The organism is Bdellovibrio bacteriovorus (assembly GCF_041888015.1).
In the GTDB taxonomy this organism is placed as follows: Bacteria; Bdellovibrionota; Bdellovibrionia; order Bdellovibrionales; family Bdellovibrionaceae; genus Bdellovibrio.
On sequence record NZ_CP168968.1, the window covers coordinates 170,807 to 193,150 of the forward strand.

The 22,344-nt window shown below is 47.2% G+C and carries 22 protein-coding genes; 18 read left to right on the top strand and 4 right to left on the bottom strand.

Annotated elements, in window-relative coordinates; genetic code table 11:
• Positions 1-7 precede the first annotated feature (7 nt).
• The 7 genes from ACES2G_RS00875 to ACES2G_RS00905 all read left to right on the top strand — a co-directional run bounded on the left by ACES2G_RS00875 (position 8) and on the right by ACES2G_RS00905 (position 7,770).
• Complete coding sequence (locus tag ACES2G_RS00875) at positions 8-487, top strand: hypothetical protein (RefSeq protein WP_374001029.1); 480 nt, start codon at positions 8-10, stop codon at positions 485-487.
• On the top strand, positions 468-1,418 hold the full coding sequence (locus ACES2G_RS00880) for a hypothetical protein (protein ID WP_374001030.1): 951 nt from the start codon (positions 468-470) through the stop codon (positions 1,416-1,418). The genes ACES2G_RS00875 and ACES2G_RS00880 overlap by 20 nt, the downstream gene beginning before the upstream one ends.
• On the top strand, positions 1,415-3,382 hold the full coding sequence (locus tag ACES2G_RS00885; protein WP_347358024.1) for an ATP-binding protein: 1,968 nt from the start codon (positions 1,415-1,417) through the stop codon (positions 3,380-3,382). Before ACES2G_RS00880 ends, ACES2G_RS00885 begins: the two co-directional genes overlap by 4 nt.
• Positions 3,383-3,414: 32 nt before the next feature.
• Entirely contained in the window at positions 3,415-3,627 is a 213-nt protein-coding gene (locus ACES2G_RS00890) for a hypothetical protein (RefSeq protein WP_347358025.1), read from the top strand.
• 68 nt (positions 3,628-3,695) lie between these two features.
• A complete protein-coding gene (locus ACES2G_RS00895) occupies positions 3,696-4,433 on the top strand; it encodes a fimbria/pilus periplasmic chaperone (RefSeq protein ID WP_374001031.1) in 738 nt (245 codons plus the stop codon).
• Positions 4,430-6,850 carry a fimbria/pilus outer membrane usher protein gene (locus tag ACES2G_RS00900; RefSeq protein WP_347358027.1) on the top strand — a complete coding sequence of 807 codons (2,421 nt, stop codon included), beginning with the start codon at positions 4,430-4,432 and terminating at the stop codon, positions 6,848-6,850. Before ACES2G_RS00895 ends, ACES2G_RS00900 begins: the two co-directional genes overlap by 4 nt.
• A complete protein-coding gene (locus tag ACES2G_RS00905; protein ID WP_347358028.1) occupies positions 6,847-7,770 on the top strand; it encodes a hypothetical protein in 924 nt (307 codons plus the stop codon). Before ACES2G_RS00900 ends, ACES2G_RS00905 begins: the two co-directional genes overlap by 4 nt.
• Before the next feature lie 56 nt (positions 7,771-7,826).
• Here the strand turns inward: ACES2G_RS00905 and ACES2G_RS00910 are convergent, their stop codons facing one another.
• On the bottom strand, positions 7,827-8,351 hold the full coding sequence (locus tag ACES2G_RS00910) for a hypothetical protein (RefSeq protein WP_374001032.1): 525 nt from the start codon (positions 8,349-8,351) through the stop codon (positions 7,827-7,829).
• A 336-nt stretch (positions 8,352-8,687) separates the two neighbouring features.
• On the opposite strand from ACES2G_RS00910, the gene ACES2G_RS00915 reads away from it, so the two are divergent.
• Positions 8,688-9,284, top strand: a complete 597-nt coding sequence (locus ACES2G_RS00915) for a hypothetical protein (RefSeq protein WP_374001033.1) — start codon at positions 8,688-8,690, stop codon at positions 9,282-9,284.
• Here ACES2G_RS00915 and ACES2G_RS00920 read toward each other — a convergent pair.
• Complete coding sequence (locus ACES2G_RS00920; protein ID WP_347358031.1) at positions 9,278-9,814, bottom strand: JAB domain-containing protein; 537 nt, start codon at positions 9,812-9,814, stop codon at positions 9,278-9,280. The two genes, ACES2G_RS00915 and ACES2G_RS00920, sit on opposite strands and share 7 nt — an antisense overlap.
• 37 nt (positions 9,815-9,851) lie before the next feature.
• Between ACES2G_RS00920 and lpoB the strand changes: the two genes are divergently transcribed.
• Positions 9,852-10,451 carry a penicillin-binding protein activator LpoB gene (gene lpoB, locus ACES2G_RS00925; RefSeq protein ID WP_374001034.1) on the top strand — a complete coding sequence of 200 codons (600 nt, stop codon included), beginning with the start codon at positions 9,852-9,854 and terminating at the stop codon, positions 10,449-10,451.
• Between the two features lie 3 nt (positions 10,452-10,454).
• Entirely contained in the window at positions 10,455-11,699 is a 1,245-nt protein-coding gene (locus ACES2G_RS00930; RefSeq protein ID WP_347358048.1) for a hypothetical protein, read from the top strand.
• Between the two features lie 65 nt (positions 11,700-11,764).
• Here ACES2G_RS00930 and ACES2G_RS00935 read toward each other — a convergent pair whose 3' ends face one another.
• Positions 11,765-12,310: a polyhydroxyalkanoate synthesis regulator DNA-binding domain-containing protein gene (locus ACES2G_RS00935; protein ID WP_011162824.1), complete on the bottom strand. Its 546-nt coding sequence runs from the start codon at positions 12,308-12,310 to the stop codon at positions 11,765-11,767.
• Between the two features lie 264 nt (positions 12,311-12,574).
• Here ACES2G_RS00935 and ACES2G_RS00940 point away from each other — a divergent pair, with 264 nt between their 5' ends.
• Both ACES2G_RS00940 and ACES2G_RS00945 read left to right on the top strand, forming a co-directional pair.
• Complete coding sequence (locus tag ACES2G_RS00940) at positions 12,575-13,072, top strand: hypothetical protein (RefSeq protein WP_347358033.1); 498 nt, start codon at positions 12,575-12,577, stop codon at positions 13,070-13,072.
• A gap of 105 nt (positions 13,073-13,177) precedes the next feature.
• Complete coding sequence (locus ACES2G_RS00945; RefSeq protein ID WP_347358034.1) at positions 13,178-15,049, top strand: tetratricopeptide repeat protein; 1,872 nt, start codon at positions 13,178-13,180, stop codon at positions 15,047-15,049.
• A 52-nt stretch (positions 15,050-15,101) separates the two neighbouring features.
• Here ACES2G_RS00945 and ACES2G_RS00950 read toward each other — a convergent pair whose 3' ends face one another.
• Complete coding sequence (locus tag ACES2G_RS00950) at positions 15,102-15,731, bottom strand: hypothetical protein (protein ID WP_374001037.1); 630 nt, start codon at positions 15,729-15,731, stop codon at positions 15,102-15,104.
• 44 nt (positions 15,732-15,775) lie between these two features.
• Here ACES2G_RS00950 and ACES2G_RS00955 point away from each other — a divergent pair, with 44 nt between their 5' ends.
• The 6 genes from ACES2G_RS00955 (at position 15,776) to ACES2G_RS00980 (ending at position 22,285) form a co-directional block, all read left to right on the top strand.
• A complete protein-coding gene (locus tag ACES2G_RS00955) occupies positions 15,776-16,375 on the top strand; it encodes a hypothetical protein (RefSeq protein ID WP_374001038.1) in 600 nt (199 codons plus the stop codon).
• Between the two features lie 76 nt (positions 16,376-16,451).
• Positions 16,452-18,527 carry a serine protein kinase gene (locus ACES2G_RS00960; protein ID WP_347358037.1) on the top strand — a complete coding sequence of 692 codons (2,076 nt, stop codon included), beginning with the start codon at positions 16,452-16,454 and terminating at the stop codon, positions 18,525-18,527.
• Positions 18,527-19,624, top strand: a complete 1,098-nt coding sequence (locus ACES2G_RS00965) for a DUF444 family protein (RefSeq protein WP_347358038.1) — start codon at positions 18,527-18,529, stop codon at positions 19,622-19,624. The genes ACES2G_RS00960 and ACES2G_RS00965 overlap by 1 nt, the downstream gene beginning before the upstream one ends.
• Positions 19,624-21,153 (top strand): SpoVR family protein, encoded by a 1,530-nt coding sequence (locus ACES2G_RS00970; protein WP_347358039.1) that lies wholly within the window; start codon positions 19,624-19,626, stop codon positions 21,151-21,153. Before ACES2G_RS00965 ends, ACES2G_RS00970 begins: the two co-directional genes overlap by 1 nt.
• The gene (locus ACES2G_RS00975; RefSeq protein WP_347358040.1) at positions 21,150-21,512 is read left to right on the top strand and encodes a translation initiation factor; all 363 of its coding nucleotides are present in this window, start codon (positions 21,150-21,152) and stop codon (positions 21,510-21,512) included. Before ACES2G_RS00970 ends, ACES2G_RS00975 begins: the two co-directional genes overlap by 4 nt.
• Before the next feature lie 53 nt (positions 21,513-21,565).
• The gene (locus tag ACES2G_RS00980) at positions 21,566-22,285 is read left to right on the top strand and encodes a response regulator transcription factor (protein WP_374001040.1); all 720 of its coding nucleotides are present in this window, start codon (positions 21,566-21,568) and stop codon (positions 22,283-22,285) included.
• Positions 22,286-22,344: the final 59 nt, after the last annotated feature.

The window sequence follows — 22,344 nt, forward strand, 5'->3', positions numbered from 1 at the left end:
TGATAGTATGACTCCGATGACAGAGGCCGACGTACAATCTATCGCTCTATTTTTTTACTTCTCATTGCTTGATGATCAAAAAGCGGTAGAGGCTTCATCTCAAGCTCTAGTCCTTTGTCGAGGACGCAAAAACAGAAATCCTGAACTGAAAAACTCTGTGGCGATCGTGGCGGCCACAAAAACCATTTGGGACAAGTACAAAGTGCGTGTCTCGCGCGGTCGTCCTAACACAACCGTGGAATCAGGCTGGTTGATCCCGGACTCGTTGGATCTGGGCCCTTGGCGCGAATTTCAAAAGACGGCGTCTGAGGACGAGCTTTTGACTGTGATCTGGTCTAAAATTTTGAAGATTCATGATGATGATATTTCTGCCGGTTTGGGAATCACCGCAGGCACCATTCGCTATCGTTTGGGCCGGGCGCTTCGCAAACTGGGAAGTATGACCCAAGGTGTGAGTAAAATAAAAAATGGCTCAGCAGGAAAATAAGATTCCTCTTTCAAAAAAGAACAAAAGAGAAATGTCCCCGTTTATCGGGCATGAACTCTTATATGACTTCCTGACTGACAGTTTGGATCCGGAACGTCGCGCTGCCGTGGCGGATCATGTGAAGTTTTCGCGGGATGCGCAACTGGATCTCAGCAAGATTGAAAACGGTCAGAAGTATGCTGAGCGCCTTGCAGACACACGGGTTTCAGAGCCTATCATCGAACAAATCAATGCGCCGTCCAGCTATCTGACGGTTCTGATGCAAAAATCCAATTTCGACAAATGGCCCCAGGGTTTGAAGTGGGGATTGGAAGCTTTGGTTGTTGTGGGTGTTATTGTGACCTTGCTGTCGGTGACCCCATGGCAAAAGGTTATGCAATTGGGAACTTTGGGCGGATCTAAAGACGTTATCCTGGCTGAAGTTTCCAAAACCGAAACGACGACTGTGGTTGAAGAAAAGCCCGAGTTCGTGGATGAGGGAGTAAAAGAAGCTCCAACGGTAGCGGCAAAAAATCCGGAAAAGACGCCAACGACTCCAGAAGTGAAGACCTCTCCAGCTCCAGTGCCGACGCCAACGACGGTGGCAGCCAAAGCTCCTGAAAAGGCGGCAGATGTTCCCGCAGCCAGTGGTGGCGGTGGCTTCCTTTATCGTGGAGAAATCGAAGCCACGAATATCGATACGATTGGACCGAAATTCTCGGACAAAATCATTGAGTTGGGTGGTCGTAAAGCCGGATCTGTGGAGTTGGGTTGGAAGAAGACTCCGACTTCCATGTACTATCACTTTACAATTCCTGAGGCGAAGTATCAGGACCTGATGAATTATATGGCGGCTTACGGGAAGCCTAAATTTTCCAAAGAAAAACACCCGCGTGTGATGCCAGATGGAATCATCCGTTTGATCTTTACGCTGGATGAATCGAAAAAGTGAAAACACTCAGAAAGAAACCTAAACGATCACTGCGCACGATCTTGATTGTCTGGTTTGTTCTGTTTTCTGTTGTGCCCCTGGCTTTCGTCACGGGCTATTCCATGATCAAGTACGAAAAAGCCATCGATCACGAGTTGTCCCAACGCCTCAGTGGCAATGCCCGGGAAATTGATCTGATGCTGAATGATCTGCGTTCCAGCCTTGCGCAAAAACGAGATCGCTATGTTCGTGATCCCAGTCTGATCTATCACATGTCCGAAGGGGACAGTGGCACCATTCGTAATATTTCATCTCAATGGATCAAGTCGGACAGCCTGTCCAGCCTGACGTTCTTCAATCGTGAGGGGCGTATGTTGGCATCTGTCTTCAAAGACGAAAAAGACAATGTGCGAAGCTTTGTTCCGGTTCAAGATGCGGTCTTTCTTTCTGCGAAATACATGGCGCAGGTAAAAGATGAAAAAGAGATCGCCCTGGCTGAATTCGGCGACAAACAGAAGGTGAATCTGATCCTGATTTCCAAAGTCACAGGGGCCGGCGGGCGCCTTGTGGGCTACATGGAACAGATCGTGGATTTGAACAAAGCATTTGTTGGAAAGATCAAAAGCCGTTTGAAATTGGAGCTGATCGTTTTCTCTGACAACGGTCAGGTGGTGGTGGCCAGTCATCCAGACTTCCACCTTTATAAAAAAGATTTCTTTAAGCCTTATTTCCGTCCGGGTGTTGAGCCCTTCTTTGACCTGAATGTGCGCAGCAACCCTTATGGCTTCCTGATCTACCCAATTGACTGGGGTATCACAAAGTTCTATGTGGCTTTGGGAGCATCCAAGATTGAAGCCAAAGCGGTCTTAAAGAACGTAAACTATGCCTTCATCAGCGTCGTGGGCGCGGTCATTATTCTTCTGATTCTGACAATTCTGGTTACCTCCAGTTGGGTGCTAAAACCTTTGTATGATCTGGTGGAAGCTTTGCAGTCGTTTGAATCCCAAGAACAGGCCGTGACCATTCCCGTTAAGAACGACACTGAAATCGGTCTTCTGACTGAGTCTTTCAATGAGATGAGTAAGAAGATCTGGGTGGCGCGTTCGGACTTGCGAAAAAAGATCACCGAACTTGAAGCGGCCAATAAAGAACTGAAAGACACACAAACCAAGCTGGTTCATTCGGCGAAGATGGTCAGCCTGGGGCAACTGGTGGCGGGTGTCGCACACGAACTGAATAATCCCATTGGCTTTATCTACAGCAACATGACTCATCTTAAAGAGTATTCCGAAAAGCTGATCGAACTTGCCGAGGTCGCAGAAAAAGATCCGCCAAAACTTCCGGCCCTTAAAGAAGAGTACGAGTTTGACTATATTGTGAAGGACTTGCCGAAGCTGGTGGCATCTTGCCAGGATGGGGCTCGCCGCACTCGCGATATTGTTTTGGGCCTGCGCAACTTCTCTCGTTTGGAAGAGGCGAAGCTCCAGGAAATCGACGTCCATCAGAGTTTGGATACGACTTTGAATCTTCTGCAGGGGGAAATCAAAAACCGCATCGAGATTCACAGGCAGTATGAACCAACTCCGTTGATTCACTGTTATGCCAGCCAGATCAATCAGGTGTTCATGAACATCCTTTCCAATGCCGTGCAGGCCATCGAAGGGGGCGGTCACATCTGGATTTCCACGACAGCGCTGAAGGATTTCAAAGGATCTAAAGACAAGCGTGGCTGGGTGCAAGTCTCAATTCAAGACAGCGGCAAAGGAATGTCTGCGGATGTTCTGGAAAAGATCTTCGATCCATTCTTTACCACTAAGGGTGTGGGGCAGGGAACGGGCTTGGGCTTGAGTATTTCCTATGGCATCGTTCAGAATCACGGCGGGGAAATTCAAGCGCGCTCTGAAGTGGGCGTAGGCACTGAGTTTATCGTTGTCATTCCGGTTTATCCTCCCATTCAGGAAAAGAATCCCCAACTATTGTCCTAAAGCTTTAGTCCAGCTTCACCGACAAGAAGAGTATGAAACTTCTTGTCGCAACTGCAATTCTGACATTGTCCTGCTCGCTGGCTTGGGCGGGTGGTGGAAAGATCCGCCTCAGTGGAAAGGTTCCTGAAAAAGTGGACGTTAAAGCCGAGAATGGAAAGTTGCGCATCTCAAAAAATTCTCCTCACCTGAAAGTCGTAGTGGATAAGCGTGCCCCGGCTTCTGTGGTGCGGGTTGAAGCGCCTTAAGACCAGTTGTTAAAATCTGATTGATGAGTTCTTCATCGCATTGAAAACACCTCCTATTATTAAGAGGTATGACAAAAATCATTCTTCGTTCGGTCGTTGCATTCCTTCTGCTTCCTTCTTTGGCTGCTTGGGCCTTTCGCTTTTCACCCATGGTTGTGGAGTTCGCTCCTTCCGGTCCGCGTTCCACACAAGTGCTGATAATTGAAAATCCGGGTGACGAAAAGTTGCCTGTGCAGATTGAGGCCTTTGCACGTTCAACCAATAAAAAAGGCGAAGAGATCCGAACCAAAACCGAAGACTTTGCCATTTATCCAGAGCAAGTCGTACTGCTGCCGAAAGAAAAAAGAAATGTGCGCGTGTCTTGGTCCGGAAAAATTACGGACGGAAAAGAAAAAGCTTATCGGCTGGTCGCCTCACAGCTTCCTGTGGATTTCCGCGAGAAAAATTCTGCACCGAAAAAGACCTCTGTAAATTTGAAATTTCTTTTGCAATATGTGGCGTCCGCCTATGTGACTCCGGAAGGGGCGCAGGCCCAAGTGGTAGTCAAACAGGTGAAGAGGATTGGACCTAAAAAAGTCTCTGTCACTTTTGCAAATGAAGGCAAAGCTCACCGGGTTTTGCTTTTTAAGAGCTTCCGAATCAAGGCGGCAGACACAGTTTTACTGGATCTGACCAGTAAGAAGGAAATTGAATCCATCAATCTTCTTCCGGGTGATGTGGCTTCTGTTGAGATGGAGACCGTCAAAGAGGTTCCTGCCAATCAAGAGCTGAAAGCGGAACTGACTCTCAAGGAATCAGATAATTGACGAGATTTTTGTACGTTCTTATTCTGTTGATGGTTTGGGCGTTTGGAAATGCCGCTCAGGCACGCCCGAATCTGGGAAAGCCATTTTTGATGGCGCCTTTGGTGTTGGACGGACGATCACTTTCTGAGGCCTGGCTATTCCCCCGTGATGAGGCCGATAAGTTCTCTGTTGAAGCAGCTCCACTTCTGGAATCGGTGAAACCCATCTTGAAGGATGATCTGTTCTTAAGACTGCAACAAAGTGTGAAGCCCGAAGGGGTTCTGACTATGAAAGATCTGGAGGCTGCTGGCTTCACAGTTTCTTTTGATCCTCCCAGTTTGGAACTGCGTTTGGGACTGCCTTCAAAATACCGCAAACCACAAACCGTGGATTTGAATTTTGTCGAGTTCGAGAATCAGAAATACCTGCGCCCGCATGAGCACAGTGGATACTTGAATCTGCGTACTCAACAATCCTGGCAGTATGGCAGTGATATAGAAAATAAAAGACGTGGCATGACCGGAAATGTGGAGCTGGTGGAGAACGTGCGAGGTTTCGTACTGGAATCCAGTGCGGATTTTCAAGAGGACGGCACAGACAAATGGCGCCGTCAGGACACACGACTTCGCCATGATGACGAAGAGAATATGATTCGTTATACGTTAGGGGATCTGACTCTTCGTTCGGTCGGTTTTCAGATTTCACCTTCTCTGGCGGGCATGGCCGGCAGCAGAGAGTTTTCTATTCAGCCCTACAAGACGCTGACCCCATTAAGCAGCACGGAAATTATTATCAAAAGATCTTCCATCGTTGAGATTTATGTGAACGGACTTCTTTTCAGTCAGTTGCGCCTCAGTCCCGGTGTTTTCAATATCCGTGATTTCCCTTTGGCAAGCGGCCAAAGCAGCGTGCGTATCAAGGTGAAAGACGATCTGGGCCAGGAGGAAGTTTATGACTTTTCGCTGCTTTATGAAAACAGTCTTTTAGCCAAAGGAATGCAGGAGTTTTCATATGCCGCAGGTTTGCCATGGCAGGTGTCCGGCGAGGACAGGGCTTATGATGACAAGGCTGTCTTTGTCAGCCTTTTCCATCGTCATGGAATAAGTGATCAGCTGACTCTGGGATTGAACTATCAAAGCTATTATTCTCAGCTTTTATTGGGGGGAGAAGTCTCGGGCGTAAGTCCTTGGGGCTATCTGTCGTTGCAAGTGGCGCAGGGGTCGGAGTCGTCACAGAATGTGGGCTATGCCCAACGTTTGACCTACAGATCTTTGGACAAGATTATGGGTCATCAGATGCCCGTGCTGTTTATGCTTGAAGCTGAAAATCAGGATCGTGATTTCCGTCCCGTGGTGGCAGGAATGTCCTCTTTAGACCCTCAGAGATATCTAAGACGCTATGATGGTCAGGCGAACTATCGCTTTGCTTCGTCCTGGTTGTTGGGGATTGGAGCTGGAACCTTGCAGTTCGCTAATCAGGAAGATCAAAGAATCTATCGTGGCAATCTGATGATTCCACTGCGCCGACAAATGCGTGTGGAGATCGCTTACAACAAAACTGTGCAGAGCGAAGAAGAAGACCGGGTCCTGTTGTCCTTCTTCTGGAACGAATCACAGGGTTTGCACAGTGCCAGCGCCTATCATGATTCGCTGGAGAAAACGACCAATCTGACGGTTCATCGGAACAATCGCTATCAGTATGATGACTATCGCTGGAATGCCTCGGTACAGAACAGTGACAGCCGAAATTTTCGCAGTATTTCCGGGGAATACCTGACCCAGCCTGCCAGTGTACGGCTGGATCACTTCAACTATGATCAGAATGGACAGCAGTCCAATGTGACTTCGTTAGGGCTCAACACCGGAATTGCATGGGTGGGCACGCGAGCGGCATTCACTCAACCTGTTAGTGATAGTTTTGTGCTGATTCACTCGGATCATTTGGACAAGGGCCAGGCCTTGATGATCAATCCGACAGGAGATCGTGGGCAGGCTCAGTTAGGTCCGCGAAAAACAGTGGTGTTGCGTGATCAATCGGCCTATTACCGCAACACGCTGAACGTGGATTCAACATCTTTGCCGGTAGGATATCTGATGGATCAGGAGTTCTATGGCACTCAGTTGACCTATCGAAGTGGCTTGCTGTTAGATCTGAAGATCACCAAAAAAGTCATGGTAAAAGGTCAGGTTCTTTTGCCATCCGGAGATCCACTGATTTATGCGGCCGGGGATGTTTTCGATGTTCAGGGAAATCTGGTGGATAACTCGTTCTTTACGAATAAGGAAGGCCGCTTCCTGATAGAGGGACTGGCGCCAGGCACATATAAAGTCATGACCGATCGGACGGGGTTGGGAGGCTTTGTGTTCGAAGTACCTTCTCAGGCTGAAAAGATGATAGTGATTGAAGCTGTGAAGTTGCAACCGCAGGAGAATCAATGATGAAGAAGTATATTCTTTCCCTGTTCATGCCTCTGCTGTTTGCTGGTGAAGTTACACAGGCTTGTTCCGACATGGGTTTTTATCTGACTCAGCCTGCGCCCTACTTTCAAACTGGTGGCAGTATGAAGGAAACATTTGGTATTGTTGTAAATGGCAATACCACTCAAGGGGCCTGCAATTATTTTTTAACTTTTGATTATGGTTCCTCGACTTCTTATACGACACGGTCGATGAAATTTGGATCTAATACCTGGCCCTATCAAGTCTCCCAAGATGCCGCTGGAATGCAGATCCTGAAGAAGTTTCCGGAAGGGGCTTCTTGTAATGACTTTATCTGTGACAAACTTCAGGGAAATAACTCGTACAATACCAAGTCCCATTCCTACACGATTTCAATAGACACCACCAATGACTGGCGAGCTGCTGGCACCTATGTCGATACCCTGACAGTGCGCCTGTATCGGGGGCCTGTGAATAATGCGACTTTGGTGACGTCACATACGCAGACGCTCACTTTCGATTCTCATCGTAAAGCTGATATCTCGGTGGTTTCTTCCGGTGGATCTTTTGACATTAGTAAGACCACGCACACGATGAATTTTGCCAGTGGGCTGACCACGGGGGCCAAGGGAACGGCGGATATCATCCTGAAGTATAATGCGGGATACTCTTTGTATGCCTGGACAGATAATGGTGGAAAATTGAAGAAGGTCGGTGGTACAGACACCATTGATTACACCTTTAAGATCAATGGCAATGTAATCGCCATTCCGTGGTGGACCCTGATTGCCTCGGGCTCGGGAGCGTCCCCGGCAAGTGGCCGGGTGAATCCGGTGGAAATCACTATCGGCAACACCACTGGAAAGTCGCAAGGGTCCTATCAAGATACAATCAATCTGACTATTCAATCCAACCAATAAAAAAAAGCCGATCTAAAAAGATCGGCTTTTTGCGTAGTCAGATTATTCAAAGCTGATTAAAGAGCTTCGATCGTCACAGTCACAGTGTCAGAGTAAACACCGGATTGCAAAGCTGCGATTTCAGACGCAGTAGAAGTGGCTTTCACATTCACAGAAACAGCGCTGCTTGTTTTTGCAGTCAAAGCACCAGAAGATGCCGTGCAATCAGCAGTTAGAGCACAGTTAGAGATACCGATTTTCGCAGAAGTATAATCCAAAGAGTATTTTACCTTGCTTGTTCCAGGACCTTGCAATTCACCCGCGTTTACAGAAGACAAAGTAATCTTGTAACCCGCTGTTGAGTTTGAAATCTCATGCATGATATTTGCGAACGACAACTGAGTTGCTGCACCACTTACGATGTCGTCAACATTCAAGGTTTGATCTACGTTCTCAAGAGGATCTGTGCCCGTTGCCGTCAAAGACAGATAGGTCGTTTCGGCAACCGTACCGGTAATAAGAAGCTGACCGGAGCTTGCCGCAAACGCGTTTGCAGAAACAACCAGAGCACTGACAGCAGCCAAAGTTTTAAACATTTTCATGGTGGGGGATCCTTTCGATATATTGGGGGGGGGACTAGTCTTATTGACAGTTTCTTTACTTCACGTTCCATGCCTGACATGGCTTCAAGGTAATTTGATTAATAGGTCACAATTACTGTCTAAAATTTTGACGTCTGTGCCATTATTCCAAATCACCTGTTCGGGTTAGCCATAAATCTGCACTGCTTTTGGACTTTCTTATGTAATGAGAACTCGTATTTTAACCGAGTCTTGATATAGAGAAACCGGAAGACACTGGAACGGTTAGAAAAAAAGTGTTTCAGATTGAGATGCGGGGATCTTTAGATTTGTGGTCAGAACTCCGATAAGGTTTTTATGGAATCGCAGAAGCCTCAAAAAGAAAACTCTATGTTTTTGGCTTTGCTGCTCTTTGTTGGAGCGGCGGCGATGATTTTTGTTTATTTAGGAACATCCGATCCCCCCAAAAAAGTTGCAGGCGCACCAGCGGCTGCGAAATCCGAAAAATTTGAAAAGTCCGTGAATAGGCATCTGATGTTGACCAACGAAAAAATGGAGATGGCTCGTCAGCGTATGCAGGTTGAAAATGCACGACTGATGAACAGTGACTTCAGTGAAACCAAAGCGCAGGCCGCTTACGAAAATGATCGCCGTCTGGATCTTTCAACGGACACCCGGGCCCAGGAGTTGGCAGAAGAATTGGGTCGTGGGTCCCGTCGTGAAGAAGCCATGTCACCCCATGATATTGTTCAAAAAGAATTGTTCAATGCAGAGCAGGCTCAGGAATACTCACAAGCCTATAAAGAAGAATATGCACGGCAGTTTATCGAAAATGCCCGCCGCGGGGGCTATAACATTATTCTCAGTGAAGACCTGTCCCGCGTTCTTTCGGTGACGCCGATTCGCAATCCAAGCAACAGTCAGTATCAGAGCACTCTCGAGGCTATTCAGTAAAATCTTTGAGAGCTTCGGCCTCGTTTCCACTTCTTAAAATAGCCATGATCAGCCATGCTGAAATAGCTATCTGTGCAGATCACCAGGTGATCATTCAAAGGGATTTCAAATAACATAGAAAGCTGATGAATTTTGCGGGTCAGGATCAGATCTTGTTCTGATGGTGTGGAGCTGTTGCTGGGATGATTGTGCGCCAGAATAAAAGAACTCGCGTTGGATGTGATCAGAACACGGAAAATATCCCGTGGATGAATAAGGCAAAAGTCGGCAGTGCCTCGAAACACCATTTCTTTTCGGATCAAATTCATTTGTGAGTCCAAAGCGAGAAGCCAAAGTTCCTCGGCATAGGGATTGATGTGGGTCCGGAGAGATTCATAGGCTTGCAGACTCGTGGAGACTTCTTTCATATTTGGCCTGTATTGCAATATACAAGGGAAGCAGGGCGTAAGTAGGAGTAAAATGAGGGTCGGATTTTGGACAGCCGTCCTGAAACGGAGGGGCATGACTTGCGTCTGAAAATCCCCGAGCATAGACTTTTGATGTGTCCTTAAGGGACAGGAAGGTAATATGAAAAAGAATCTGACTTTTGCAGCTGTGGCTCTTTCTTTCTTGGCGGTGACCAGTTGTGGTCCTAAAGCCTTCGTTAAAGGCCAGTATGATGATGTGAACCGCGAAAATCTGTTGAATGATCAATGGTCTGAAACAGATATGCAAAAAGCTGTTCAGGATCTGGTTGGCAGCCTGATGAGTTCTCCTGCTATCAACAGCGCAAAAAAAATGCCGGTTGTGATGGTGACAAATCTTCAGAATAAAACCAGCGAACACATCGACACTCAAAGCATTATGGATATGGTGCGCGTGGAATTGATGAAATCCGGCAAAGTAGGCTTCATTGATAAAGAAGCTCGTCAGGACATCGCTGATGAATATAACTACCAAAATTCAGGCATGGTTGAAGAAACCAGCAAAAAGGGCCCGGGCGGCCAGGTGGGTGCGGACTTCATCATCAACGGTCGTTTGGATTCCATCGTTCAGGAAGTGGGTAAAGACAAGTCTGTGTACTACAAACTGACTTTGAACCTGACGAATCTGAAAAGCAGCATGATCACTTGGTCTGATCAAAAACAGATTCGTAAAACCTTCAAGAAGAAATCCATCGGTCTTTAATTGATGAATCGGATTGCTCAAAGACTCACGCCTGTCGTGGGTCTTTTTTTAGTTTTGCCGTTAATGGGTTGCGCCACTTATCAAAGTAAGGTGCAGCCTGCCCGCGAAGCATTGGTTCGACACGAATACACCAAAGCCATTGAAGATCTAAAACCGCTAGCGGAAAAATCCAGTGATGATCAGTTGGTGTATCTGCTGGATTATGCGGTGGCTTTGCAGGTGGCGGGGCAGCTAAAAGAAAGCAGTCAGGTCTTCATGCAGGCAGACCGCTTGGCGGAGCTGATTGATTATCAGTCTATCTCCCGTATCGCAGGGTCTTTGGCATTGAGCGAGGAAATGGTTCAGTACAAAGGCGATACCTTTGAAAAGATCTTCATCAATGCTTATCTGGCGATGAACTTTCTGCAGATGGGTCAACTGGATGACGCTTTGGTTGAAGCCCGTCGTATCAATGAAAAATACCTGAAATACCGAGCGGACGAAAAGCAAGCCTTTGAACTGAATTCGTTCAGTAAATACCTGTCCGCTGTAATCTGGGAAGCCAGTCGCAGTTACGATGACGCCTATATCGCGTATGCTGAAGCCTATAAAATTGATCCGACGATCTCGACGATTCGTGAGGACCTGATTCGCTCTGCGAAGCTGGCTCGACGTATGGATTCCTATCAGGATTGGAAAAAGAAATTTCCGGACGTGGTTGAAAAGAAGGAATGGTACGAGCGTGGACTGGGAGAGCTGGTCATTATCTATCAGCAGGGTTGGGGGCCACGTAAAGCACCAAGCCCGAACGGACAAAGTCTTCCGACTTTGTATCCGGTACGCAGTGAAACTCAGCAGGCGCGACTGTATCTTTCGGACAACTTGAACTATCTAAGTCATCAGGTTTATGACGTGCAGTCCGCGGCGATCAAAACCCTGCAAGAGGACTACGGAATTCTTCTGGCGAAACGTGTGACGGGGATTGCAACCAAAGCCGTTTTGGCAGATCAAATTCGACAGAAGAATCAAGCCTTGGGTGACTTGGCCTATATTGCCATGCTGGTTTCGGATCGTGCCGATGTCAGACAGTGGTCTTTCCTGCCACAAACAATTCAAATCATTCGTGTACCGCTGACTCCGGGAAAATATCAGTTCCGCCTGGAGGGCTTAGATTATGGTCAGTCTCCAACGGGGGAAGGGCTGGATCAGCGCGAAGTGGAAATCAAATCCGGCCAGAAGAAATTCGTGATCTGGAGATCTTTGAAGTAATTCCGGAAATAAAAAAGGCCCCGCATTGCGGAGCCTTTCTTTGAAACCCGATTTTCGAGGTCTTCTTAGTTGTTCAACAAAGAAGTGCCTGGAAGATTTGGAGTTTCGTCGTCTTGTTGAAGACCAGGAAGAACAGTCGCTTTTTCAGCAGCTACTTTAGCAGTAGTGTCTGTGTTGTAGCGAGTTGCTGCAGTTGCAACGCGGTTTTCCAAGTTTTGTTTTACGCTGTCAGTAGAAGCGTTTTCAACAACAGTGTTAACTTGTTGCTTAGTCATGTAATCCTGAGGGAACGCGCCAAGCTTAGCCAAGTAACCAGAGATGCTTCCGTTACCGTTTTGGATGATTTCGCGAAGAGTGAAAAGAGGAGCGTATTGAGATGCTTTCTTTTCAGCTTCGAAAATGATCTGAGTCAAAGTCGCAGCAGTGATATCGTTTTTAGACTTATTATCGATAACCATTACTTCTTCGTTTGTGCGGATCATTTTAGCGATATCGTCCAAAGTCACGTAGCAGCTTTGTTGAGTGTCGTAGAGTTTGCGGTTCTGATAGCGCTTGATGATTTTAACTTTAGAATTTGGCTTCGATGTCATTGTTTCGTTTTGGTTGATCAAAAGTGCCTCCCAATTTGAAATTTCCCCAAAGTCTCAAGGGGTTAACAGTGCCTTATGATTCAGCGTCCCCTTGCAGATGGGCGCAACCTATCCCTGCCGCCACCCCTTGTCAAGGGGTCCTCAAATCAAAAGAAAAGACTCCAGGCGTTATTTTTTACGCAAATAGGCATTCGTTTTTTCGAATTTTACCGACCTTTGTCTAAAGTTTTCTCTAAAGGACGCCGAAATGTTAAAGGACGACCCTTATTTTCGGAAAGAAAATTAATGAAAAACGAGCAAAAACAAGAGTTTAAGTCCTCTGGAGTCTTGGCCCTACTGGGCCTGGTGGGCTTTTCCACGGCGATCATCGCGACCCCTTGGAACCGCCAGATTCAGGACTCTCGAAGTGAGAACGCTCGTCAAAAAGCAGAGGTCGTTGGTTACCAAGTTGTACAAATTTACCGCGAAGCATCAAAAACTCAGGCTTCTGGGGATAAGTCTTCAGGACGGCTTCCAGCTTCGGTTTCCGGGGAGCACGGCCTATCCGCAGAGAATCTACGCAGCACAGGAACGATGGGTATGGACCCCTGGGGTCAACCCTATCGCTACCGCATTCTGTCTACGGAAGCAGCAACAGGAAAGATCCGCATCTTGGTGTGGTCAACCGGACCGAACCAAAAGATCGAAACCGCGTCTTTGGATGATGAGGATAAACCTCTGGAGAATCAGCCCCTTTATGAAGGGGACGACGTAGGGGTTCTTTTGAGTGTGTCTCATAACTAGACAGCGGGTGGAGCGCGATCTTAGTCGTGATTCCTGTCTGCTCGTTTAAGTTGCATCAAGCAAATCTCATAAAAAGCCGATCAGCCTAGTGACCAAGGAGATCTAATGTTTCCACACACTAGGATTGCGATAATCGCCCCGCTTCTACTTTCCCTTACGGCTTGCGCGACATTCACTTCGAATGAATCTGAAAAAGCACCGTATTACGAAGCCTCCTTCGATGATAAAAACCGGGCTCCCGCTTCCTTCGCTCCTGCTGTGCTTTCCTTGGATGGCGGCAGCACTTTGGATCCACTCTACATGCGCACTCAGGCGGATTACTACTTCGCGATGGGTGAGGCTTATGCCTTGGAAGGTAATTCTCAGAAAGCGATTGAATCCTTCAAGCTGGTTTTGGTCTATGATGCAAATTCTCCAGCCGTGAATATGCGCCTTGCTGCTGAATACCTGAAGCAGGGCATGATCACAGAGTCTTTGGCTCAGGCGGAAGAGGCTGTGAAGAAAGATCCGAAGAATGTGGATGCACACCTGTTGTTGGGTGGTTTGTATTCTTCTTTGAAAGTATATCCGAAAGCGATGGAGCAATATCACACTGTGATGAAGCTTCAGCCGGAAAACACAGAAGCTCCGCTTTACATTGGTGCTTTGTATTCCGAGCAGAAACAGTCTGACAAAGCCGTGAAGTACTTTGAGACTTTGTTGAAAAATCCGGAATACACAACGCCGTACCTGGCTCATTACTATATCGGCCGTGTTCGTATGGAACAGTCCGAAACGAAATATGGCAAGGTGGCTGAGGCTTCTTTCAAGAAAGCGTTGGATCTGAAGTCGGACTTTGCAGATGCGGTCTTGTCCTTGGGTGTCTTGTATTCCAAACAGAAAAATGAAGATAAGGCGATCAGCTTGTATCGTGCGTTCCAGAAAGAAAACACTCCAAGTCCACGCGTGGCCGAAGTTCTGGCGCAGATCTATATCGAGCGCGGGGACTATGAAAATGCCTATGCACAACTGGAAGTGATGGAAAACGATTCTGACGAGCCACTGAATGTGCGCATGAAGATGGCTTTGATCCTGATCGAACAGAAACGCTATGAGACGGCTGTGCAAAAGTTGGAAGAGATTCTGAAGGATGCTCCAGAGTCTGACAAAGTACGCTTCTATCTGGCCGCGGTTTACGAGGAAACTCGTCAGCATGAAAAGGCTGTGAAAGAGTATCGCAAAATTCCGACTTCCAGTACTTACTATGGTGAAGCTGTGGTGCACGCGGCTTATCTGCTAAAAGGCTTGGGTCGCTTGGATGAAGGTATCGAAGTGGCGGCAGCAGGTTTGAAGACTCGTCAGGATCAGCCGCAAGTTTTTGCAATGTATGCATCTTTGCTGGATGAAAAAGGCGACTACAAAAATGCCTCCAAAACTTTGGAGCAAGGCCTGCAGAAGTTCCCGGATAATGCGCAATTAAGATTCTACTATGGAACGATCAACGACCGTATGGGTAATAAAGATGTGGTTGTGAATGAAATGCAAAAGGTTCTGGAGCTTGATCCGAACCATGTGCAGGGCATGAACTATCTGGCATTCACTTGGGCCGAGATGGGCGTGAAACTGCCAGAAGCTGAACAGCTGGCTCGCCGCGCTTTGGAGTTGGAACCGACGGATGGCTATATCCTGGATACGTTGGGCTGGATTTTGTACAAACAAAGCAAGTTTTCAGAATCCATCAAATTCCTGGAAGCGGCTCACAAACATCAGTCCACAGTGAGCATTATTGCTGAGCACTTGGGTGATGCTTACTACAAGCAGTCCATGGTGGATAAAGCCAAGAAGATGTACAAGAAGGCGGCTGATCTTGAAACTGACACTAGAAAAGTTCAAGAGATCCGCAGCAAAATCACAGCGATTGAAAAACAAGAGTTGAATGGTACGCCTCGTTTGCCGGCGTCTGTTGACAAGCCGATTGCTGAGCACGCTGAAAAATAAGCATTGAAATACAATCAAACTAAAAAGCCCGCAGGACAGCGGGCTTTTTGTTTTAGGCATTGGCCTTCTTATCCAGAGAGCCTGATTCCTTGATATGTCTATATATATAGTTAGTGGCGAAAAAGACAAAGGGCAGGGTGACAATAAAACCAAGTCCCCCCAACAATCCTGACACCAAAATGGCGATGCTCAGATAGAAGCTGACCAGAAAGTATTCTTTGAAATTCTTCATAGATCCGAGGGCGACGATATCAATAGCCTTGGCCAAGGACGTTCCGCTTTCCATATTCAATCGCAAAGCGTGATTGAGGATCAGATAGAAATATAAAGCTAAAATTAAAAGCCCTAAAGAAAGCGGGATTGTTTGCAGGAAATCCTGAGGGCTTTGCAGCAGGCCCATCGCGGAACCCAGCAGGGCGCTGGTGGGTAAAAGAATCAAAGCGGTGACCACAAAGGACAGCAGATGTTGTTTAAAGAAGGCAAACTGCTGGGGCCATTTACGGTTTTGAGAATACTGATTGCTGACTTCCTGGAGGAACAAAAGTCCCAAAGAAATGAAGAAGGCGCTCAGATAGGGAACAAAACGCACCAGCAGAACGAATATGGTGGCAATACACCCCAAAAGAAGGCTGTTGCGCCAGTCTTCTTTTAATTGAATCAAGGCTTGTTTAAGGGAATTCATTTCTCTATGCTAAGGCAATGATGAACAGGTTCAATGCTTTTTTCATGATCGTATTAACCCTTTTCCTTTCCGGCTGTGTCACAAAGACGGTGAAGGAGGGTTCTTTCCAGAAAGCGCAGTGGGAAACCAAGGCGTTGATCAAAAATCAGAAAGAAAACAAAACCCAGTCTCTGAATATAGATATCTTTGCGATTAAGAACGAAAGAGCACGTTTTGAAATCACAGCGCTGCTGGGATTTCAGGTTGCCAGCCTCGTGATGAGTCCGTCTGAGATCTCTTATGCTGTTTATCCTCAGAAGGCCTTTTACTATGGCCGCAATTCCGAACGTGCTTTCCTGAATGTGGTGGGCATGCCTTTGCATCCTATGAATCTGACAAATATCGCATTTGACGAACCTGTGCGCGGTCCCGGATGGAAATGTGGATTGGACCCTGCGGGTTTGATTTATCAATGTGAGAATCTGGCAAAGAAAACCCGTGTCGAGTGGTTAGATCGAAAAGAAGGACAAAAGAAGGTTGTGATTACGGCACCGCAATTTGAAATGCAGTGGCTTTTCTCTGCGCCCAGGACTGAGGTCCAGTTCAAATCGGACCTTTTCACCTTGAGACAACCTCAAGGGTTCAAAGCAATACAACTAAATTAAAAAACTCGTTAACCGTCTAGTAATGAGGCATACTCTAACAGAGTAGGTGTGTCACCAATCACCTTGGGGAGAGAATATGGCCTCTAAGTTTGATCTGCATTCACTGGTCGCCAACTGGCAAAACTCAAGCACTCATGCCAAAGAGCATTGGAGTGGCACCTTCGAGGAATATCTCGACCTGGTAAAACAAAATCCCAAAATTACGCGAAATGCCTATCAGCGCATGTATGACATGATCGTTGAGGAAGGCACTGAAAACTATATCGATTTCAAAAAAGAAGTCATTCGCTACAAGTTCTTCGACGACGTTCACAACAACGGCAAAGACGCGGTCTTCGGTCTTGATGTGCAGTTGATGAAATTGGTGAATGTTCTGAAGGCGGCGGCTCTTGGTTACGGAACCGAGAAGCGTGTGATTCTGTTGCACGGCCCGGTGGGAAGTGCGAAGTCCACAATCTGCCGCATGCTGAAAAAAGGCCTTGAGCGCTACTCGCACACGAAGCAAGGTGCCGTGTACACCTTCGAGTGGATTGATGAAAAACTCGAGCTGGATGGTTTGTTAGGAAAAGGTGTAAAGGTCTTCCATTCGCCAATGAATGAAGAACCTCTGCTTTTGATTCCGGAAGAATTGCGTGGCTCTGTATATGATTCCATCAACAAAGGCCAGGAAGGCAGCTTCCGGGTGCATGTGGATGGAGAACTCAGTCCGCCTTCACGCTTTATCTTTAAAGCTTTGATGGAAAAGTATGACGGCAACCTGATGCAGGTTCTGTCGCACGTGCGTGTGAAACGCCTGTTCATCTCTGAAGCGGACCGTGTGGGTATTGGCACCTTCCAACCTAAAGACGAAAAGAATCAGGACTCCACAGAGCTTACTGGTGACATCAACTACCGTAAGATTGCTGAATACGGATCGGATTCCGACCCTCGTGCGTTCAACTTTGACGGGGAGTTCAACGTTGCCAACCGCGGTATGATTGAATTCGTCGAGGTTCTGAAGCTGGATGTGGCCTTCTTGTACGATCTGTTGGGTGCTTCGCAAGAGCACCGCGTGAAACCGAAGAAATTTGCACAGACCCATATCGATGAAGTGATCATCGGTCACACGAATGAACCGGAGTACCGTCGTTTGCAAGACAACGAATTCATGGAAGCTCTTCGTGACCGTACCGTGAAGATCGACATTCCGTACATCACTCGCTGGAGAGATGAAATAAACATCTATAAACGTGATTTCAATTCCCAGAAAGTGCGTGGAATCAGTATTGCTCCGCACACGGTTGAAATGGCCGCGATGTGGGCGATTCTGACTCGTCTGGAAAAACCGAAGAAGGCCAATTTGACTCGTTTGCAAAAACTGAAACTGTATAACGGCAAAACATTGCCTAACTATACTGAAGACAACGTGCGTGAGCTTCGTAAAGAAACTCAGCGCGAGGGTCTTGAAGGTATTTCTGCTCGTTATATCCAGGATAAACTTTCCAACGCCCTGGTGGCGGCACAGCAGTCCAACAAAGGATCTGTGAATCCGTTCATGGTGTTTAAGGAGCTGGAGTCCGGTCTTAAGAGTCACTCGTTGATTGCCAACGAAGAGCTAAAGACCGAATTCAAAGAGCTTCTGGGCGTGGTTATGCAGGAGTACGAGGAAATCATCAAAGCTGAGGTGCAAAGAGCCATCAGCGCCGATGAAAGTGCTATGCAGCGCCTGTGTGCTAATTATATTGATAACGTCAAAGCCTATACGCAAAGAGAACGAGTTCGCAATCAGTTCACTGGAAATGACGAGGAACCCGATGAGCGTCTGATGAGATCCATCGAGGAGAAAATCGAGATTCCAGAGTCCCGTAAGGATGATTTCCGTCGCGAGATCATGAACTATATCGGGGCCCTGGCTTTGGAAGGCAAGAAGTTCAATTACAAGATGAACGAACGCCTGCATAAAGCCATCGAGTTGAAACTCTTTGAGGATCAGAAAGACAGCATCAAGTTGACCACTTTGGTGAGCAACGTCGCTGACAAAGACACTCAAGAGAAGATTGATATCGTTAAAACCCGTCTCATCAAGGACTTCGGTTACGATGAGATCTCTGCGACGGATGTATTGCATTACGTGGCAAGTATCTTCGCCCGAGGGGACGTAAAGAATAAATAATGTCGATACGTGAAGACCATAATAGATTTAGAGAGATCGTTAAGGGCAAGGTTAAAGAGGACCTGCGCAAGTATGTCTCTCAGGGTGAGATGATCGGGAAGCGTGAAGATGAATTCGTAAAGATTCCGCTTCCTCGTATCGATATTCCCAATTTCCGTTACGGCCCCAAACAACAAGGTGGGGTCGGCCAAGGGGAAGGACAGCCTGGTCAGGATGTCGGAGACCCGGGTGAAGGCGGACAGGGACAAGCTGGCGAAGCTCCAGGAGAACATCTTGTCGAAGTCGAGATGTCGATGGAAGAGCTTGCCAACATTCTGGGTGAAAAGCTGGAACTTCCTTTGATTCAGCCCAAGGGTTCCAAAAATATCGATTCCTTAAAAACCAAGTTCACAGGCTTGGCTCCGGTGGGGCCGGAAGGTCTTCGTCACTTCAAGTCTTCTTATAAAAGAGCTTTGAAGCGTATGGTAGGTTCCGGAACTTATGATGCTGAAGAGCCGTTGGTTCTGCCAATTCGCCGGGACATGCAATACAAGTCCTTTAAGCGTGTGGAAAAGCCCCAAACTCAGGCGGTGGTCATCTATATGATGGACGTCTCGGGAAGTATGGGTGACGAACAAAAAGAAATCGTTCGTCTGGAAAGCTTCTGGATCAACACGTGGTTGCGCAAGCACTATAAGGGTCTGGAAACACGCTTTATTATTCACGATGCTGCTGCCAAAGAGGTGGACGAAGACACCTTCTTTAGAACGAGTGAATCGGGTGGAACCCTGATCAGTTCAGCCTATAAGCTTTGTCAGGAAATCATCCAGACGGACTATCCCACGAATGAATGGAACATTTATCCGTTCCATTTTTCAGATGGCGATAACTGGTCGGGCGAGGATACGCGTCTATGTGTTAAGATGCTGCAGGAATTCTTCCTGCCGAACTGTAACGTTTTCAGTTATGGCCAGGTGGAAAGCAAATACGGCAGCGGGCAGTTCTTAAAAGACCTGCAAAAGGAATTTGGCGAGGACGAACGACTGACGCTAAGTCAGATCGAAAACCGCGACAAGATCCTGGATTCAATCAAAGACTTCCTTGGCAAGGGGCGCTAATGGCTAATCTGACACCCGAACTTGAAGCCGAAAGAAAAAGAATCTGCCAGATCGCGAAAGACGCGGGCCTTGATTTCTTTGAGACGATCTTTGAGCTGATCACCTACGATCAGATCAATCAGTTCGCCGCTTACGGTGGATTCCCGGTGCGCTACCCGCATTGGAAGTTCGGGATGGAGTACGAGCATCTTTCCAAGAGCTATGAATACGGCCTTTCCAAGATCTATGAAATGGTGATTAACACCGACCCGTGCTACGCGTATCTGATGGAAGGTAACGCCATGATGGACCAGAAGCTGGTGATGGCGCACGTTTACGGGCACTGTGATTTCTTTAAGAACAATATCTGGTTTTCAAAAACAAACCGTAAAATGATGGATCAGATGGCCAATCATGCCACCCGCATCCGTCGTTATATGGATCGCCATGGGCAGGATGTGGTGGAAAACTTCATCGACGTCTGTTTGTCTTTGGAAAATCTGATCGACCGCTACAGTCCATATGTGGAAAAGTCTGTGGTTAAGCCGCAAGAGTCGCGCCCACAGCAGGAAACAAATTATCTGTTAAGAGTGGACCGCTCCTACATGCGCGACTATATCAATCCGCCGTCCTTTGTGGAGGAACAACGTCGTAAAGCCGATCAGGAGGCTCAGGCCAAAGCGCAAAGATTCCCTAGCGAGCCTGAAAAAGACGTTTTGAACTTCTTTATTCACCATGCGCCGCTGACAGACTGGCAGCAGGACGTATTGTCGATCATTCGAGATGAAGCTTACTACTTCTCTCCGCAGGGCATGACGAAGACGATGAATGAAGGCTGGGCTTCGTACTGGCACTCCAAGCTGATGACGACCAAGATTTTGGATGATTCCGAGATCATCGACTTTGCGGATCACCATGCCGGAACGATGGCGATGGCCCCGAACGGATACAATCCCTACAAGGTCGGCATCGAACTAATGCGCGATATTGAAGACCGTTGGAACAAGGGTCAGTTCGGCCGCGAATGGGAAGAGTGCGACGATGTGCGCGAAAGAAAGCACTGGGATCGCAAGTTGGGCCTGGGGCGTGAAAAAATCTTTGAGGTTCGTAAGGTCTGCAATGATGTGACCTTCATTGATCAGTTCCTAACTGAGGACTTCTGCGTTCGTAACAAAATGTTTGTCTATAAATTTAATAAGAAGACCCAGAAGTTTGAGGTGGATACCAAAGACTTTAAGGCGATCAAGGCTCAGTTGTTGTTCCACATGACCAACTTTGGCCAGCCGATTATTCGCATTGAAGATGCGAACTTTGAAAATAGGGGCGAGTTACTTCTAACTCATTTGCACGAAGGCATTGATATGCAGCCGGACTTTATGAGCGAGACGCTGAAAAACGTTTTCAAACTCTGGAAAAGACCGGTGAACATCGCGACAGTGATGGATGAAACTCCGCAGCTTTTTAGATTCGACGGAAAAGAGTACACTCAGCATAAGTTGGGTGAGGAGCCCAGCCCTAATCCATCCAATCAAGAGAGCTCAGGTTCGTGAAAAATACTCGCTTAGTTTTTAGTACTGATCCCCGGGACAATGTCATTTGTCCCGATTGCAAAGAGTTGAAGGCTGAATGCCGCTGCCAGCCTGAAGAAGCTGTGCAGGATGGTCAATTTACTGTGATTTTTCGTATGGAAAAAAGCGGGCGGGGCGGTAAGATTGTCACGGTGTTGGATGGATTTCCCAGAAATGAGACCTATCTAAAGACCTTGGCAAAAGAACTAAAGGCCAAATGCGGAGTTGGTGGAACCCACATCCTGGGCGAGAAATCCGGGATGATCGAAATTCAGGGTGACAAACGTGATCAATTGAAGAAAATCCTAGAGAGTAAGCGCATCAAATTTAAGGGAATGTAAAACTGGACCCTGAGCCGCTTGCACTTTTCACCTGAACGGGGGATGCTTCAAATATGAACATGTTTACAACCTCCACTCCTTTAAGGGGAACGGACTTGGGCGCAAAAAAAATCGTAATTGTAGATGACTATGAAGAGAGCTGTAAGCTTCTCGCAGAGATTCTCAGCTCCACCTACGAATGTTCCTACACTTCGGACAGCACTTCTGCGTTTCGTTTGATCAATGAAAAGCGTCCTGACCTGATTCTGCTGGATTATAAAATGCCGGGTGTGATGGGTGTTGATGTGTGCCGTATGGTGCGCGAAAGCGACTCTACAAAAAACACACCGATCATCTTTGTATCTGGTGCGGCGACCATTGATGAACGTATCAAGGCTTTTGAAACAGGTGCGGATGACTTCATTTCCAAGCCTTTCCATGTCAAAGAACTGATTTTGCGAATTAAAGCTCGTCTTTCTGAGAAAGAGACAGAGACTGCCTCTGAATTGAATGCGGCGAACCTGAAGATGAACCTTCTTTCCCGCCAGGTCTTTGTTGACGGTGCTGAAGTGAATCTGACGCCGAAGCAATTCGATATTCTGAAGCTGTTGGTGGCTGGCAAAAACAATCTTGTCACTCGTGAAAAATGTCTTTCTGAAATCTGGGGAGATACAGAAGTGACATCTCGTAACGTGGACTCTCAAATCAACTATTTGAAACGAAAAATTCAAAAGTTTAATGGCCGAATCGTGGCAGTGCCGTCTCTAGGTTACCGTTTGGAAGCTCAAGAATAGAGCATGGCCTGAGGTCGTAAAATGTCTGCGATCGGACAAAGTCTATCGACTTCAATTCT

Coding starts and splice junctions, on each gene's coding strand:
- ACES2G_RS00875 (WP_374001029.1), top strand. CDS start 8: ATGACTCCGATGACAGAGGCCGACGTACAATCTATCGCTCTATTTTTT.
- ACES2G_RS00880 (WP_374001030.1), top strand. CDS start 468: ATGGCTCAGCAGGAAAATAAGATTCCTCTTTCAAAAAAGAACAAAAGA.
- ACES2G_RS00890 (WP_347358025.1), top strand. CDS start 3,415: ATGAAACTTCTTGTCGCAACTGCAATTCTGACATTGTCCTGCTCGCTG.
- ACES2G_RS00895 (WP_374001031.1), top strand. CDS start 3,696: ATGACAAAAATCATTCTTCGTTCGGTCGTTGCATTCCTTCTGCTTCCT.
- ACES2G_RS00905 (WP_347358028.1), top strand. CDS start 6,847: ATGATGAAGAAGTATATTCTTTCCCTGTTCATGCCTCTGCTGTTTGCT.
- ACES2G_RS00910 (WP_374001032.1), bottom strand. CDS start 8,351: ATGAAAATGTTTAAAACTTTGGCTGCTGTCAGTGCTCTGGTTGTTTCT.
- ACES2G_RS00915 (WP_374001033.1), top strand. CDS start 8,688: ATGGAATCGCAGAAGCCTCAAAAAGAAAACTCTATGTTTTTGGCTTTG.
- ACES2G_RS00920 (WP_347358031.1), bottom strand. CDS start 9,814: ATGCTCGGGGATTTTCAGACGCAAGTCATGCCCCTCCGTTTCAGGACG.
- lpoB (WP_374001034.1), top strand. CDS start 9,852: ATGAAAAAGAATCTGACTTTTGCAGCTGTGGCTCTTTCTTTCTTGGCG.
- ACES2G_RS00930 (WP_347358048.1), top strand. CDS start 10,455: ATGAATCGGATTGCTCAAAGACTCACGCCTGTCGTGGGTCTTTTTTTA.
- ACES2G_RS00940 (WP_347358033.1), top strand. CDS start 12,575: ATGAAAAACGAGCAAAAACAAGAGTTTAAGTCCTCTGGAGTCTTGGCC.
- ACES2G_RS00945 (WP_347358034.1), top strand. CDS start 13,178: ATGTTTCCACACACTAGGATTGCGATAATCGCCCCGCTTCTACTTTCC.
- ACES2G_RS00950 (WP_374001037.1), bottom strand. CDS start 15,731: ATGAATTCCCTTAAACAAGCCTTGATTCAATTAAAAGAAGACTGGCGC.
- ACES2G_RS00955 (WP_374001038.1), top strand. CDS start 15,776: ATGATCGTATTAACCCTTTTCCTTTCCGGCTGTGTCACAAAGACGGTG.
- ACES2G_RS00960 (WP_347358037.1), top strand. CDS start 16,452: ATGGCCTCTAAGTTTGATCTGCATTCACTGGTCGCCAACTGGCAAAAC.
- ACES2G_RS00965 (WP_347358038.1), top strand. CDS start 18,527: ATGTCGATACGTGAAGACCATAATAGATTTAGAGAGATCGTTAAGGGC.
- ACES2G_RS00970 (WP_347358039.1), top strand. CDS start 19,624: ATGGCTAATCTGACACCCGAACTTGAAGCCGAAAGAAAAAGAATCTGC.
- ACES2G_RS00980 (WP_374001040.1), top strand. CDS start 21,566: ATGAACATGTTTACAACCTCCACTCCTTTAAGGGGAACGGACTTGGGC.